The following is a 14,493-nucleotide window of genomic DNA, read 5'->3' as shown; positions in this document are numbered from 1 at the left end:
GTGTATTTATATGCTGGCGCGGTGGTGGCGGAGCGCGTGGTGAGCCCGGTGTTCATCGGCCGGGACGAGGAGTTGGCGGCGCTGGCGGCGGCGATGGACGCGGCTGTCGAGCAGGGGCCCGCGGTGGTGCTGGTGGCCGGGGAGGCCGGGATCGGCAAGTCGCGGCTGCTGGCCGAGTTCGCGCGGTCTCTTGGTCCTGGTGTGCGGGTGGTGGAGGGCGGCTGCGCGGAGCTGGGCGGTGACGGCCTGCCGTACGCGCCGTTCGTGGCGGTGCTGCGCAGGCTGATTCGTGTCGAAGGAGTGCTGCCTGGGCCCTACCGCCAGCTGGGCCGCTGGTTTCCCGAGCTGGGCGAGGCGAGTGACGCGGAGGGCGGCAAGCACCGGCTGTATGAGGAGGTCCTGACGCTGGTCGAGCGGGTGGCCGCGGACCGGCCGCTGGTCGTCTCGATAGAGGATCTGCACTGGGCCGATGCCGCCACCCGTGAGCTGCTCGGCTTCCTGGCCAGGAACTTGACCCAGCCCGGCGTGCTCCTGGCGATCACCTATCGGCCGCAGGAGACGAGCGACGGGCCGCTGCTGTCCGAGCTCGCCCGCCGCTCGCGTACCATCACGCTGCGGCTGGAGCGCCTGGATCGGCAGGGCGTGGGCCGTCAGCTGGCCGCGATCCTCGGCGCCGAGCCGGACGTGGCCGCCGTACGCCGTGTTCATGAGCGCAGCGACGGCAACCCGCTGTTCGTCGAGGCGCTGGCCCGCGCAGGCGAGCGGACCCCGGACAGCTTGCGCGACCTGCTGCTGTACGGCCCACGGTCGCTTACGGGCCCGGCCGCTCGCGAGCTGCTGAATCTCACGTCGGTGGCAGGCGGCCGGGTCGGCCACCGGCTGCTGGCGCAGGTGGCCGGGCAGGACGGACCCGCGCTGGACGCCCTGCTGCGCGAGCTCGTCGACCGCAGCCTGCTCGTCACGGCAGGAGACGGCTACGACTTTCGCCATGCGCTGATCCGGCAGGCGGTGTATGAGGATTTGCTGCCCGGAGAGCGGTCGCGTCTGCACGCGCGTTACGCGGAGGCCTTGCGCGATCGCGGCTCGCCTGCGGAGCTGGCCGCGCACGCCTACGCCGCGGGGAATCGCGGCCTGGCCCTGCCGGCCGCGTACCTGGCCGCGGGCCAGGCGCGCAGGTCCTATGCCTACGGGGAGCAGGTACGCCTGCTCGACCAGGTCCTGGAGCTGTGGGATCCGCGCGCGGAGCTGGGCGCCGACAGGATCGACGTCCTGACCGACGCGGCCGAGGCCTGCATGCTCAGCGGCGAGTACGCTCGCGGGATCGAGTACGCCAGTGCGGGGCTGGCTGAGGTGGACGAGCGGCGCGAGCCCGAGCGGGCCGCCCAACTGCTGGAGCACCGGGGCCGGTTGCAGCACCGGCTGAACGGGACCGGCGTCTGTGACTGGGAGCGGGCGCTGGACCTGCTGCCCGCCGGCCTCGACGGCAACCGGCGGGGGCGGCTGCTCGGCGTGCTGGCCATGGGCCTGCTGCCCGAGGTGGACAGGGCTCGTGAGTCGTTCGAGGAGGCGCTGGCCATCGGCAGGCGCACCGGCGATGCCACGGTCACCGTCCGTGGGCTGCTGGGCGTCGGGTCCCTGACGCGTGACCTCGGCATGCTGGCGCAGGCCCGCGCGCTGGCCGAGCGGCTCGACGGCCACGACCTGCTGATGACCGTGCCCATGTACGAGGCCACCCTGCACACCAAGGCCGGTGACCATCACCGCGCCGTCGAGGCGGCCATGAGCGGCATTCGCCATGCCCGCCGGTACGGGCTGGGCCGCAGCCGGGGCGCTGACCTCGCGCGTTTCGCCGGGCACAGCCTGATCCTGGCGGGGCGGTGGGACGAGGCGTCCGCCGTCCTGCGCGAGAGCCTGCAGGAGGACCCGCCGCCCCTGCCGCGCCAGGCGCTGCGCGCGCTCGCCGGATACCTGGCGTTGCTGCGCGGGGATCTGGCCGGGGCGGCAGAGGCCGCGGCGGAGGTGGAGCACCCCGCCCATGGAGTCATGTTCTTCCGTTATCGGCTGCTCTGCCTGCTCGCGGTCGCCCAGGGCGACCACGACAGGGCCGACCTGCTGGTGGAGCGGGCGCTGGCCGATCCGGCGCTCACCCGGATCTACAGCAGCGACGCCCGGCCTGTCCTGGTCGCCGGCGCGCTGGCGCAGCGGGCCAGGCTCGCGCACGGCGACGGCGAGGACCTGCGCGAACGGGTGGAGCAACGACAGGCAGAGCTGTCCGCGGCCGACGCCGCGCTCGGCGTGGACGGACCGCTCGACCGGGCCTGGCAGGTCATGCTGGGCGCGCTGATCAAGGATGACGGCTGGGAGGACGCCGCGGCGGCCTGGCGGGAGTTGCGACAGCCGTACGAGCTGGCGTTGACCCTGCTCCACGGCGCGCGGGCCGCGCTGGCCGCAGGCGACCGCCCCGCAGCGTCCGTACGCTTGAGGGAAGCCGCACGGCTGGCCGAAGAGCTGGGCGCCGCACCGCTGGCCCGCGAGATCGCCCTGCTCGGACGGCCCCGGCCGGGGCACGATGGGCTCACCGAGCGTGAGCGTGAAGTGCTCAGGTTGATCGCCGAGGGCCTGAGCAATCGGCAGATCGCCGCCCGGCTGCACATCTCACCGAGTACGGCGGGCGTGCACGTCTCCCACATCCTGACGAAACTGGGCGCGGCGACCCGCACCGAGGCGACGGCCATCGCCTTCCGCGAAGGGCTGGCCGGGGCCTCCCCCCTTTAGCTCGATGGTTAGCCCCCAGTTCGAGGCCGCGCTCGCGCTGGCCCGGCAGATCAGGCGCACGCCCCGCACTGCCGGGTCGTCCTGACCGTCTATGAGATGAAGCGGCTGGGCCGCGACGCCGCCGAACTCACCGCCCTGGCCGACCACCTGACCGCCCACGGCCTAGTGTTGGAGATGCTCGCCGGACCGCTGGCCGGCATCTACGACCCGGCCGGGCCGGGCCGGATGCTGTTCGCGTTCTTCGCCGCCATGGCCGAAACCGAACGCGAAGCCATCCGCGAAGCCACCCTGGAGGGCTTGGACGCCGCCGCCCGCAAGGGCAAGCACGGCGGCCGCCCGCCTGTGATCACCGACGACATGCTGCACACCGTGCTGCGACGTAAAGCCGCCGGAGAACGCGTCGAAGACATCCGCACGGACCTGATCATCCCCACCGGCAGGCGCAAGGGCGAGAACCCGTCCCTGACCTCCGTTATCCGTTGCCACGACCCGCTGGGCGATGGAACGGAATCCGGCGTTTGCCAACCTCGCTCGGCAGGCGAGTCGGTGCCCCTGCTGACCAGCGGGAACCCCGCTAACGCCGGATCCCGTTCCAAATCTCTCTGACCCCCGAGGCCACACTCCGAGCGATCATAGGTGTTCTCGCCTCAGCCGCAAGCCCCCGCAGGACCGGCCTGTGCCGTAGGTGAGCGCACACCCATGCCTTGACGTCGGCTTCCGCTCCTCCTATTGTTCCGACTCAATTAATAAATGACGCTGAAAAAACGTCGTCCCCCCAAGGACTCCCATGAAGAATCTGCTTCGGCTGGCCACGGCGGCGCTCACCGTCCTGCCCCTCGCCGCGTGCGCCGCCGAGAGCGACGGCCCTGCCACCCTCACCTGGTGGCAAGGCCCGAACGCCGAGACGCCCACGCAGGCCGCCGTCGCCGCCTGCACGGGCGACGGCAAGTACACGATCAAGGTCGAGACCCTGCCCGACGGCTCGGACAAGCAGCGCGAGCAGCTCGTCCGGCGGCTGTCGGCCAAGGACAGGTCGGTCAACCTCATCACCATGGACGTGGTCTGGACGGCCGAGTTCGCCGAGGCCGGCTGGATCCTGCCGCTTCCCGCCCCCACCGCGGCGACGGTCAAGGACGGCACGCTGAGCGGCGCGCTGAAGTCGGCGACATGGCAGGACAAGCTGTACGCCGCGCCCCTGCTGTCCGGCTCGCAACTGCTCTGGTACCGCAAGTCGCGTGCCGCCGAGGCGGGGATCGACCCGGCCAAGGGCGAGCTGACCTGGGAGCAGCTCCTGACCGCGGCCGGCGGCCTGCCCGAGGGCGAACGCGGGGTCGCCGCCCCCGGCAACCGGTACGAGGGCTACACGGTCTTCATCAACGCGCTCGTGGCCTCGGCCGGCGGCCAGATCGTCGACGCCACGGGCAAGCCGGGCCTCGACAGCGACGCCGGCCGGGCCGCGGCCACGGTGATCGGCTCGCTGGCGTCGGGACCGGCGGCGCTGAAGGCCATGAGCACGCTCGACGAGGAGACCATGCGCGCGGCCTTCGAGCAGGGCGAGGCCTCGTTCATGACGAACTGGGGCTACGTCTACGCCGCGGCAGCCGAACGCGCCGGGAAGGAGCCCGCGTTCAAGAAGGTCTTCGACGACTACGGCTGGGCCCGTTACCCGAGGGTGACGGCCGATCTGCCCAGCGCCCCTCCGCTCGGCGGCTCCAACGTCGCCGTGGGCGCCGGCACCCCCGAGGCTCAGCGCGAGGCCGCCTTCGCCGCGGTCGCCTGCCTGACCTCGGCGAAGGCGCAGAAGGGCTTCATGATGGGGGCCGGCATCCCGGCCGCCCGCGCCGCCGTCTACGACGACGCCGAGGTGCGCGCGAAGTTCCCGTTCGCCGACGTCATGCGGGACTCGATCGCCGAGGCGGCGCCGCGGCCGATGGTGCGCAAGTACAACGCCCTGTCCACCGCGATCCAGACGGCCTTCCACCCGCCCGCGTCCGTGTCGCCCGGCACCGCGGCCAAGGCGCAGGCCGCGGTCGCCGAGGCAGTGGGGCAGTGAAGCGAGCGGTCGGGGCGGTGAGCCGGGCCCGCGCGGAGCAGCGGCTGGGCTGGCTCATGGCCGGCCCGGCCCTGCTGCTCATGATGGCGGTGACCCTGGTGCCGGTCCTGCGGACCGCGGGGCTGTCACTGGAGCGGTACTCGCTCAGCGCGCCGGACGAGCGCGCGTTCGCGGGGCTGGACAACTACGGTGCGGTCCTGTCCGGCCAGGACTGGTGGCGGGATCTCGCCGCGACGGCCGTCCTGACCGTGACCAGCGTGGGCCTGGAGTTCACGCTGGGGTTCGCGCTCGCGCTGGCCATGCACAAGGTCATGTGGGGGCGGCACCTGCTGCGCACGGTCGTGCTCGTGCCGTACGCGGTGCTGACGGTGGTCTCGGCGTTCGCCTTCCGCTTCGCCTTCCAGCCGTCGGTGGGGTTCGTCGGCGGCGACTTCAACTGGCTGGGTGAGACCTGGTCGGCGTACACGGTGATCGTGCTGACCGAGGTCTGGAAGACGACCCCGTTCATGGCGCTGATGCTGCTGGCCGGGCTGGTCACCGTCCCCGGCGAGGTGTACGAGGCGGCCAAGGTGGACGGCGCCGGCGCCTGGCAGCGCTTCTGGCGGATCACGGTCCCGTGCGTGCGCCCGGCCATCATGGTCGCCCTGCTCTTCCGCACCCTGGACGCCTTCCGCATCTTCGACACCGTCTACATCCAGACGCAGGGCGCGGTCGGGACGGAGACGCTGTCGTTCCTGAGTTACCGCTTCCTGATCCGGGACCTGGAGGTCGGTCTCGGCTCGGCCGTCTCGGTGCTGCTGTTCGGCTGCGTCGCGCTGATCGCGTCCTGCTTCGTCAGGGCGTTCAGGTCCGAGCTGGGAGGCCCCCGATGAGGCGCAGGATCTTCGACGTCCTGGTCACCGCCCTGGTCGCGGTCTGGACGCTGGTGCCGCTCGTGTGGGTGGTGAGCCTGTCGCTGAAGCCGGCGACGCTCCAGAACGACGGCCGGTTCCTGCCCGACTCCCCCACGCTGGACAACTACACCGGGCTGTTCACCAAGCCGATGTTCACCAGCGCGCTGGCCAACTCGGTGGGCATCTCCCTCATCGCCACGACCGCCTCGGTCGCCGTCGGCGCCGTCGCGGCGTACGCGATCGCCCGCCTGCGCTTCCGCGGCAGCCGGGCGGTGCTCGCGGTGGCGCTGAGCCTGACCATGTTCCCCGCGATCGCGCTGGTGGGCCCGCTGTTCACGCTGTGGACGGAGCTCGGCCTGTTCGACACCTGGCTCGGCCTCATCATCCCGTACGTCTCCTTCTCGCTGCCGCTGGCGATCTGGTTGCTGACCGCCTTCTTCCGTACGATCCCGGCGGATCTGGAGGAGTCCGCGCAGGTGGACGGGGCGACCCGGCTCCAGGCGCTGCTCCGGGTGATCCTGCCCGTCGCGGCGCCCGGGGTGGTCACCACGTTCCTGCTCACGTTCATCGCCTGCTGGGGCGAGTTCCTGTTCGCGATCTCGCTCACCTCGACCGAATCCTCCCGCACGGTGCCCGCAGCGCTGGCCTTCTTCACCGGCGACTCGGAGTTCCAGCAGCCGTACGGCGCCATCGCCGCGGCCGCCCTCCTGGTCACCGTGCCCGTCGTGGTCCTGGTCCTGCTCGCCCAACGCCGCATCGTCGCCGGGCTCACCTCCGGCGCCGTGAAGGGGTGACACCATGCGACACGCCGGTTCCTTCGTCATCTTAGCGAGGACAGCCCCATGACCTCTTCCGCCACCGCTCCCCTGCTTCGCCGCCTGAACGCCGAGACGGTGCTCAACGTGCTGCGGGACGTCGACGCGATCCGGCTCGGCGAACTGGCCGAGGCGGCACGCCTGTCCCGTCCGACGGTGGACGCGGTGATCGAGGACCTGCGGCGGATCGGGCTCATCGCCGAGACGGAGGACGACACGCCCGGACGGCGGGGCCGGCCGGCCAGGCTCGTCCGGTTCAGGGCGGAACGGGGCCACGTCGTCGGCATCGACATCGGGGTGCACAAGTGCAATGTCGCGGTGGCCGACCTGCGGGGCACCGTGCTGAGCACCGAGGTGCGGCCGCTCGGCCAGGAGCTCGGCCGCAAGGCGCGGCTGGACGGAGTGCGGCGGACCGTCACGGCCGCGCTGAGGAAGGCCGGCGTCGAGCGGGCCGCCGTGCTGGCCGCGAGCGCGGCCACGCCCGGCGTCGTGGACCCCCGCACAGGGGTGGTGCTGGTCTGCGACGTGCTGCCCGAGTGGACGGGACTCAACCTCAGGACCGAGCTGGGACGCTCCTTCGACGCGCCCGTCCTGGCCGACAACGACGCCAACCTCGCCGTGGTCGGCGAGCGGTGGCGCGGCATCGCCACCGCGAGCGCGGACGTGATCTACGTGCTGGCCGGCGAACGGCTCGGCGCCGGGATCGTCTCGGGCGGCCAGGTCTTCCGCGGGCACGACGGTGGCGCCGGCGAAATGGCGTTCCTCAGCCTGCTGGAGCACACCCCGGGCGCGGAGGGCATCGGCGCGCTGGCCGGCAGCGTCGGCAAGGAGGTCGTGGCCAGGCTCCGCGAGCACACCGGCCAGCCCGGCTTCTCCGGCGACCTGACCGGCGACGCCGCGCTCCTGATGGCCGCCGCCCGCGACGGCGACGCGGAGGCTCAGCAGGTCCTCGAACAGATCCTCGGCCGCATCGCCAGGGCCGTCGGCACGCTGGCCCTGCTGCTGAACCCCGAACTGATCGTCATCGGCGGCGGCGTGGCCGCGGCGGGCGAGCAGATCGCCGAGCCGATCCGGCGCAGGCTGCCGCAGATGACCTCGCTGCCGCCGCAACTGAAGGTGTCGGCGCTGGGCGACCGCGCCGTCACCGTGGGAGCGCTCAGAACCGCGCTGGACAGCGTCGAGAGCTCCCTGCTGAACAACCTCAACACCTGAGCGGAGAAGCATGACACCCGTGTCGTTGGCCATCGTCGGGGCCGGAGACCGCGGCACCGCGTACGCCCGGTGGGCGCTGGCGCATCCCGGACAGGTGCGGATCGTGGCCGTCGCCGACCCGTCGCGGGAGCGGGCGCTGCCGCTGGCCCGCCAGAGCGGCGCCCGGATCTTCCCCGGCTGGAGGCAGCTCGCGGACGCGGGGAGGATCGCCGACGCCGTCGTGATCGCGACCCAGGACGCCGAGCACGCCGAGCCCGCCACGGCCTTCGCGGACCTCGGCTGCCACCTGCTGGTGGAGAAGCCGCTGGCGCCGACCGAGGCCGAGTGCCGGGACATCGTGGCCGCCGTGGAGAAGGCCGGAGTGATCTTCGCCGTCTGTCACGTCCTGCGGTACGCGCCCTACACCGATGCCGTCAGAGCCGTCGTCGAATCCGGGCAGATCGGGGAGATCGTCTCCGTCCAGCACCTCGAACCCGTCGGCTTCTGGCATCAGGCGCACTCCTACGTGCGGGGCAACTGGCGCCGCACCGACCAGTCCACGTTCATGCTGCTGGCCAAGTCCAGCCACGACCTCGACTGGCTGCAGTACGTCGTGGGCCGGCCCATCCGCAAGGTCACCGGCTTCGGCGGGCTCAAGCACTTCCGGCCGGAGAACCGGCCCGAGGGGGCGGCCACGCGCTGCCTCGACTGCGCCGTCGAGCCGCGGTGCCCGTACTCCGCCAGAAGGCTCTACTTCGACCGGCTCCACCAGGGCCGGCACGGCTGGCCGCTGAGCGTGGTCACCTCCACGTTCACCGAAGAGGCGCTCACCGGCGCGCTGCGGCACGGCCCGTACGGCAGGTGCGTCTACGACTGCGACAACGACGTCGTCGATCACCAGGTCGTCGCCATGGAGTTCGAAGGAGGAGCCACCGGCACGTTCACGATGACCGCCTTCACCACCGGCGGGCACCGCACCACCCGGATCTTCGGCACCCATGGCGAGCTGAGCTGCGACGGCGAGCACGTCGAGGTCAAGGACTTCCGCACGGGCGAGTCCTCGACCATCGCGGTGGCCGCGGGCGGCGACCCCACGGCGGGCGGCGGCCACGCGGGCGGCGACGAGCGGCTCATGGCCGCCTTCGTCCGCGCGGTCGCCACCGGCGACCGCTCCCAGGTCCGCTCAGGGCCGGCCGAATCCCTCTCCTCACACCTCGCGGTCTTCGCCGCCGAACGGGCCAGGCTCACCGGCCAGGTCATCACCGTGGAATAGACACCCCTCATGAAAGGACCCCGCCGATGCGAGCGACCCTCAGGGCGCTGCTCTCGACGCTCTTCGCCTTACCCCTGCTCCTCGGGCCGGTGCCCGCGCACGCGGACACCGCCGACCCCGCCGGCTGGCCGCGGCCCAGGTTCCTCAGCTACAACGTGTGCGGCGCCGCGAGCCACTGCCCGCCGATCTACGGCAAGTCACCGGCGGCCTGGCGGGACATGGTCGTCAGAGCCATGGACTACTGGGACGCCGACCTCGTGATGCTGCAGGAGGTCTGCTACCTGCAGTGGACCACGCTGCGCAACCACCTGCAGAGCCGTACGAACGGGCCGAAGTACGACTCGATCTGGGCGGCGACCCGCACCGCGCCGGGGTGCGGCCGATGGGACCCCGACAACCCGGACGCCGACCTCCGCTTCGGCCTGGTGATCTTCGCCAAGGGAGCCGCGCAGACGATCAACAACGGCAGCCGCGTCGTCTACCCCCTCCCGGAGACCGACCCCTCCGGCACGATCGAGAACCGCATCATGTTGTGCGCGCGGGCTCCGATCACCGGCCGCCTGGTCCGCGCGTGCAACACCCACATCGCCCCGGGCGCTCTCGGCAGCCGCCAGATCGCCCACGTAGCGACCCTCACCAGGGAGTTCGCCGCCATGGGGGACCCGGTGGTGCTGGCCGGCGACTTCAACGTGCTGCCCCACGAGGCCGCCCTCGACCCGCTCTACAACCATTCGGGCGGCCGGGGGGTGTTCCAGGAGGTCGACGAGAACGACAAGAGCTTCTTCGTGAACGGCTGCGCCCCGAGCCAGGACCGGTGCCGGTCCGGCGAGGCGACGGCCAAGAAGCCGTGCTCGCCCAACGTCACCCACCCCGGGAAGATCGACTACATCTTCCTGAGCTACTACTGGTTCACGACCGTGCGTGGCGACGCGGCGGCCTGCGCGGGCGACCTGTCTGACCATCACCTCCTGCGGGGCGCCGCCGCCTGGGAACACTGAGCGGCACTTCCTGACAAGCAGGGGGACGAGACGCGGCCCGTCCCCCTGCGGCGGGAACTCGACCGGGATCGTGATGCGCGCCTCAGACGGGCTGGCCGATCGGCCGGATGGTCAGCGTGTTGAGGTCGGCACCGGCCGGCTGGCCGAGGGCGAAGCAGATGGCCTCGGCGACGGGCTCGGGGGACATGGCGAAGGGCGGGACGCCGCCTTGCCAGAAGGCGGTGTCGGTCATGCCGGGGTTGACGAGGGTGACGCCGACGCCGCGGCTGGTGGCGTACATCCGCAGGTTCTCGGCCATGCCGGTGACGGCCCACTTGGTGGCGGAGTACAGGTTGGCCGCGCTGTTCTTCAGCCCGGCGACACTGCCGATGAGCACCAGCCGCCCGCCCGTCGCCTCCAGGTGAGGCAGGACGGCGTTGGCCAGCAGGGCAGGGCCGAGAACGTTGGTCAGGACCATGGGCGCCCACAGTCGCGGGTCGCCGTCGGCGATGGTGCGCGGGTGGTCGGCGGGGACGAACCCGGCGTTGGCCACCGCGGCGTGCAGGGCGCCGAAGTGTTCCGCGGTGCGGGTCACGGCGGCCTGGGTGGCCGGCCAGTCGGCGGCGTCGGCGATGATGCCGAGCAGCCGGTCGGGGTGGCCGGTCTCGTCGAGGAAGGACTTGAGCCTGCTCTCGTCGCGGCCGGTGACGGCCACGCGGTGGCCGCGGCCGAGGAGCAGCCGCGCGGTGTGGGCGCCGATGCCGCTGGTCGCGCCGGTGATCAGTACGGTCTTGCCGGTCATGCTCATACTCCTGGATGTCGGAGGTGCTGCTGTTGGCGATCCCAGGAAACCCGCCCGGCCGCGCACGAGGCAGAGCGCGTTCATAGGGGGGACAAGCTCAACCCCTCTGCCACCGCCACCTGCGCGAACCTGGCCGCTACCGTGGAAGGCATGGACGACCGGCCCGACAACCGTGCCCAGATCCGGGACTTCCTCGCCACCCGGCGCGCCAAGCTCACCCCGGAGCAGGTCGGGCTGCCCGCCGGCGGCCGGCGCCGGGTCCCCGGGCTGCGCCGCGAGGAGGTCGCGGTGCTGGCCGGGGTGAGCACCGAGTGGTACACGCGGCTGGAGAAGGGCCACATCAGCGGCGTCTCACCAGAGGTGCTCGACGCGGTGGCCCAGGCCCTGCGCCTGGACCAGGACGAACGCACCTACCTGTTCGACCTGGCCCACGCCGCCCGCCGCGCGCCTTCGCGCCGCAGGGACGTCCAGGTCCCGCCGCGGGTGCAGTGGCTGCTGGACTCCATGACGATGTCGGCGGCGTGGGTGCGCAACGGCCGCACCGACATCGTCACCTGCAACGCGCTGGCCCGGGCCGTGCTCGCGCCGGTCTTCGACAGCCCGGTCACCGCTCGGCACGGCCGCGCCAACCTCGCCCGCTACGTCTTCCTCGACCCGGACTCCCAGCGGTTCTTCGTCGACTGGGACGAGGCCGCCGCCGTCAGCGCCGCGCTGCTGCGCGCCGAGGCCGGGCGCGAGCCCCACGACCGGGCCCTGCGCGACCTCGTCGGCGAGCTGTCCACGCTCAGCACCGAGTTCCGCACCCAGTGGGCCGCCCACGACGTGCGGATCCGCCATGACGGCGACAAGCGGCTGTGGCATCCGCAGGCCGGCGACCTGGAGCTGGCCTACCAGTCGCTCGACCTGCCCGTGTCCAGCCGGACGGTGTACGGCCTGACCATCTACACCGCAGAACCGGGCAGCACCTCAGAAGAGCGGCTCAAGCTCCTGGCCAGCCTGGCCGCCACCCAGCCGGCCGCGTCGCAGCGCCGCACCTGACGTCAGGCCTTCCTGCGGCGCACGGCCATCGCCTGATAGCGGCATACCCGCCCAAGGCGGGAGCGGGTGATAGCCCTCCAGCAGCGACGGGCCGACGTCCACATGCGAGAACGCGGGGACACTCTGCGTGATCGCGAACCCCGCGCCTGTCCCGACGGAGCGAGGCCGGCGGGCCGACGGCGCGGGGTCATCGGTTCGTCGGCTGGTCCGCGGTCAAGGGCGCGGCGGACTTGCGGTGGTGAGAGGCGCGAGCTTTGGCGCGGTTGCCGCAGATGTCCATGGAGCACCAGGTCCGGCGCCGGTTGCGGGAGTGGTCGTAGTAGGCCCATCGGCAGCTTGGCTCCCGGCAGGCCTTCAGCCGTGTCCACGTGCCTTCCGCCACGGCCTCGGCCACGACGACGAGGAGCCCGGCCAGCGCCGCCTCCACCGGCATCCGGGCGCGGGCGACCAGCCGGGGCGGGGAAACGGTCACGTCGAGCATCAGCGGGAAGTCGCGGGTGAGGTCGGCGAGTTCGGCGCGGGCGGCGGGGTTGAGGCCGTCCGGGCGCGGGCTGGAGACCGGCTCGGTGTTGTTCTCGGCGATCAGTGCGCGAAGTCCCTCGCGGATGCGTTCGGCACGGTCGCGCTGCTCGGCGTTCACCACCGTGCCGGCCGGCATGAGGCCGCGGGCGTGCAACCAGGTCGCAAGCTGCTGCGGGGTTGCGATCTCGTCGCCGTCGCGGCGGCGGGTGTTGACGAACTCCTCGATCACGCGCAGCGGCATCGGCGCTGTCCCGGCCTCGAGGTTGTCCGGCACGGGATCGGTGGCACGCTCATCCATCACGTCTCGCAGCCTATCCGGCTATCGGCGATGGTAGGTTACCTAACTGGCGTAACCGCTACGTCAGTTAGATCAGGAAGGGTCGCTGATGAGCATCAGCATCGGCAACATCTGCATCGACACGAACGACCTGGCCGGCAGCACCGCCTTCTGGCAGGCGGTCACCGGATACCAGGTCGCGTCCTCGGACGAAGGCGCCACCTACCTGGAGGACACGAACAAGAGCGGCGTGGGCCTGTCCCTGCAGGCCGTGCCCGAGGGCCGGGAGGGCAAGAACCGGCTGCACCTGGACCTGTCCACTGATGACCTGGCAGGCGAGGTCGGCCGGATCCGGGCCCTTGGCGCGAGTGAAGTGCGGCGCTTCGACGGCTGGGTCGTGCTGGCCGACCCCGAGGGCAACCACTTCTGCGTCGTCGCCGCCTAGACGCACTCGCCACCGCGCGACACCAATTCCCACCACTACAGAAGAGACAGACATGGCCTCCGTGCACAAAGAGATCATCATCGATGCCGACCCCGCGGCCGTGTGGGCGATCATCAGCGACTTCACCGACGGGCCCGTCCGGATGGCGCCGGGCTTCGTCACCGGCAGCCGGCTCGACGAACCAGACGTCAGGGTCGTCACATTCGCCGACGGCATGGTGCTGCGGGAGCGGCTCATCGCGCTCGACGACGAGCCGCGCCGGCTCGTCTTCTCGGTCATCGGCGGCACCATGCAGCCGGCACACGACAACGCCTCGATGCAGGTCTTCCCGCACGAGGACGGCCGCAGCCGGTTCGTCTGGATCCACGACGTGCGACCGGACGACCTCGCCATCCCGATGGGCGCCGGGATGGACCACGGCCTGAACATCTTCAAGCAGACGGTGGAGTCCTCCAGCGAGCACCTCGGCTAGGCCGGCCGCGTCATTGCTGGTCGCGGTCCTCCCCGTGACCGGGCAGGGCTGCCCCACCATTCGGCGGCAAGCGGCTCCTGCCTGCTCCGGCGGTGTTGCGGTCAGGCTGCGGCGGGCGCTCACCCGGTCCGATCACCTGGTGCAGACGAGGTGATCGTGCGGAGGTATCGGTGGGCGAGACGGTGCAGGTGCGTGAGGAGTTCCGGCGGCCCGGTGACGTCGAAGTCCGCATCGAGCAGACCCAAGTGGACGGCGAGGGTCTCGATCGTGTCGGCGCCGGTGTGCAGGACGCAGGTACGGTCGTCGAGGCGTTCGACCGTACCTGCCGCCGGGCCGATCCGATCGGCGATGACCTCGGCCGGCGCGTGCACGGTGACCTGTGTCCGGTAGCGCCAGGCGGCGGCGGACACCCGGCCTGACACGTACGCGGCGACGTCGTCGTCGGGCAGGTCCCGTGGGGTGAAGCGGGGGCCGGTCGGGGTGCGGGGCCGGATCCGGTCGACACGGAAGGTGCGCCAGTCGTCCCGCTCGACGTCCCAGGCCAGCAGGTACCAGCGGCGGCCCCAGATGACGAGCCGGTACGGCTCGACCGTGCGTACGGTGGCCGCGCCGGCGTGGTCGTGATAGTCGAAGCGGAGCCGCTCCCGGTCGCGGCAGACCGCGCTCAAGGCGGTCAGGACCGCCGGGTCGACGCTGGGGCCGGCGTCGCCGCGGGGCACCGGCACCGTGTAGGCCTGCAGGGTGTTGACCCGGCGCCGCAACCGGGACGGAAGCACCTGCTCCAGCTTCGCCAGCGCCCGCAACGACGCCTCCTCGATCCCCGCGATGGCGCCACCGGTCGCGGTCCGCAGGCCGACGGTGACGGCGACCGCCTCCTCGTCGTCGAGCAGCAACGGCGGCAGCACGGCACCGGCGCCGAGCCGATAGCCGCCGGCGGAACCGCGGGTGGCCAGCACCGGG

At 72.0% G+C, this 14,493-nt stretch carries 14 protein-coding genes; 11 read left to right on the top strand and 3 right to left on the bottom strand.

All coding sequences use genetic code 11. From position 1 onward, the window contains the following. The first annotated feature begins 21 nt into the window (after nt 1–21). From FXF51_RS57480 to FXF51_RS57445, 8 genes are all read left to right on the top strand, one after another. Nucleotides 22–2,775 carry an ATP-binding protein gene (locus tag FXF51_RS57480; RefSeq protein WP_148443336.1) on the top strand — a complete coding sequence of 918 codons (2,754 nt, stop codon included), beginning with the start codon at nt 22–24 and terminating at the stop codon, nt 2,773–2,775. Nucleotides 2,776–2,871: 96 nt separating this feature from the next. After that, nucleotides 2,872–3,381, top strand: coding sequence for a recombinase family protein (locus FXF51_RS57475; RefSeq protein ID WP_222871956.1), 510 nt, complete (start codon nt 2,872–2,874; stop codon nt 3,379–3,381). Between the two features lie 181 nt (nt 3,382–3,562). Further along, a complete protein-coding gene (locus FXF51_RS57470; RefSeq protein ID WP_148443335.1) occupies nt 3,563–4,828 on the top strand; it encodes an extracellular solute-binding protein in 1,266 nt (421 codons plus the stop codon). Then, nucleotides 4,825–5,700: a carbohydrate ABC transporter permease gene (locus tag FXF51_RS57465; protein ID WP_222871955.1), complete on the top strand. Its 876-nt coding sequence runs from the start codon at nt 4,825–4,827 to the stop codon at nt 5,698–5,700. The genes FXF51_RS57470 and FXF51_RS57465 overlap by 4 nt, the downstream gene beginning before the upstream one ends. Further along, nucleotides 5,697–6,515 (top strand): carbohydrate ABC transporter permease, encoded by an 819-nt coding sequence (locus FXF51_RS57460; protein WP_148443334.1) that lies wholly within the window; start codon nt 5,697–5,699, stop codon nt 6,513–6,515. The genes FXF51_RS57465 and FXF51_RS57460 overlap by 4 nt, the downstream gene beginning before the upstream one ends. Nucleotides 6,516–6,563: 48 nt before the next feature. After that, nucleotides 6,564–7,748, top strand: a complete 1,185-nt coding sequence (locus FXF51_RS57455) for an ROK family transcriptional regulator (protein ID WP_148443333.1) — start codon at nt 6,564–6,566, stop codon at nt 7,746–7,748. 10 nt (nt 7,749–7,758) lie between these two features. Then, the gene (locus FXF51_RS57450) at nt 7,759–9,000 is read left to right on the top strand and encodes a Gfo/Idh/MocA family protein (protein ID WP_148443332.1); all 1,242 of its coding nucleotides are present in this window, start codon (nt 7,759–7,761) and stop codon (nt 8,998–9,000) included. Between the two features lie 26 nt (nt 9,001–9,026). After that, nucleotides 9,027–9,998, top strand: a complete 972-nt coding sequence (locus tag FXF51_RS57445; protein ID WP_148443331.1) for an endonuclease/exonuclease/phosphatase family protein — start codon at nt 9,027–9,029, stop codon at nt 9,996–9,998. A gap of 82 nt (nt 9,999–10,080) precedes the next feature. On the opposite strand, the gene FXF51_RS57440 is transcribed toward FXF51_RS57445, so the two are convergent. Further along, nucleotides 10,081–10,779, bottom strand: coding sequence for an SDR family oxidoreductase (locus tag FXF51_RS57440; RefSeq protein ID WP_262380580.1), 699 nt, complete (start codon nt 10,777–10,779; stop codon nt 10,081–10,083). 150 nt (nt 10,780–10,929) lie between these two features. Between FXF51_RS57440 and FXF51_RS57435 the strand changes: the two genes are divergently transcribed. After that, complete coding sequence (locus FXF51_RS57435) at nt 10,930–11,817, top strand: helix-turn-helix domain-containing protein (protein WP_148443329.1); 888 nt, start codon at nt 10,930–10,932, stop codon at nt 11,815–11,817. A 187-nt stretch (nt 11,818–12,004) separates the two neighbouring features. Here the strand turns inward: FXF51_RS57435 and FXF51_RS57430 are convergent, their stop codons facing one another. Then, on the bottom strand, nt 12,005–12,637 hold the full coding sequence (locus FXF51_RS57430; RefSeq protein WP_262380583.1) for a CGNR zinc finger domain-containing protein: 633 nt from the start codon (nt 12,635–12,637) through the stop codon (nt 12,005–12,007). A gap of 88 nt (nt 12,638–12,725) precedes the next feature. On the opposite strand from FXF51_RS57430, the gene FXF51_RS57425 reads away from it, so the two are divergent. After that, nucleotides 12,726–13,061, top strand: coding sequence for a VOC family protein (locus FXF51_RS57425; protein ID WP_148443328.1), 336 nt, complete (start codon nt 12,726–12,728; stop codon nt 13,059–13,061). Between the two features lie 52 nt (nt 13,062–13,113). Beyond that, nucleotides 13,114–13,533, top strand: a complete 420-nt coding sequence (locus tag FXF51_RS57420; protein ID WP_148443327.1) for an SRPBCC family protein — start codon at nt 13,114–13,116, stop codon at nt 13,531–13,533. Nucleotides 13,534–13,652: 119 nt separating this feature from the next. Here the strand turns inward: FXF51_RS57420 and FXF51_RS57415 are convergent. Continuing rightward, nucleotides 13,653–14,493 (bottom strand): helix-turn-helix transcriptional regulator (locus tag FXF51_RS57415; protein WP_148443326.1); only part of this gene is annotated, 841 nt, incomplete at its 5' end.

Origin of the sequence: Nonomuraea sp. PA05, assembly GCF_008086045.1 — a bacterium.
GTDB lineage: Bacteria > Actinomycetota > Actinomycetes > Streptosporangiales > Streptosporangiaceae > Nonomuraea > Nonomuraea monospora.
Note: the sequence above shows the minus strand (reverse complement) of the source record. Positions and strands in the feature narration are given on the sequence as shown.

Coding starts and splice junctions, on each gene's coding strand:
- FXF51_RS57450 (WP_148443332.1), top strand. CDS start 7,759: ATGACACCCGTGTCGTTGGCCATCGTCGGGGCCGGAGACCGCGGCACC.
- FXF51_RS57475 (WP_222871956.1), top strand. CDS start 2,872: ATGAAGCGGCTGGGCCGCGACGCCGCCGAACTCACCGCCCTGGCCGAC.
- FXF51_RS57430 (WP_262380583.1), bottom strand. CDS start 12,637: ATGGATGAGCGTGCCACCGATCCCGTGCCGGACAACCTCGAGGCCGGG.
- FXF51_RS57435 (WP_148443329.1), top strand. CDS start 10,930: ATGGACGACCGGCCCGACAACCGTGCCCAGATCCGGGACTTCCTCGCC.
- FXF51_RS57470 (WP_148443335.1), top strand. CDS start 3,563: ATGAAGAATCTGCTTCGGCTGGCCACGGCGGCGCTCACCGTCCTGCCC.
- FXF51_RS57445 (WP_148443331.1), top strand. CDS start 9,027: ATGCGAGCGACCCTCAGGGCGCTGCTCTCGACGCTCTTCGCCTTACCC.
- FXF51_RS57425 (WP_148443328.1), top strand. CDS start 12,726: ATGAGCATCAGCATCGGCAACATCTGCATCGACACGAACGACCTGGCC.
- FXF51_RS57440 (WP_262380580.1), bottom strand. CDS start 10,779: ATGACCGGCAAGACCGTACTGATCACCGGCGCGACCAGCGGCATCGGC.
- FXF51_RS57420 (WP_148443327.1), top strand. CDS start 13,114: ATGGCCTCCGTGCACAAAGAGATCATCATCGATGCCGACCCCGCGGCC.
- FXF51_RS57460 (WP_148443334.1), top strand. CDS start 5,697: ATGAGGCGCAGGATCTTCGACGTCCTGGTCACCGCCCTGGTCGCGGTC.
- FXF51_RS57455 (WP_148443333.1), top strand. CDS start 6,564: ATGACCTCTTCCGCCACCGCTCCCCTGCTTCGCCGCCTGAACGCCGAG.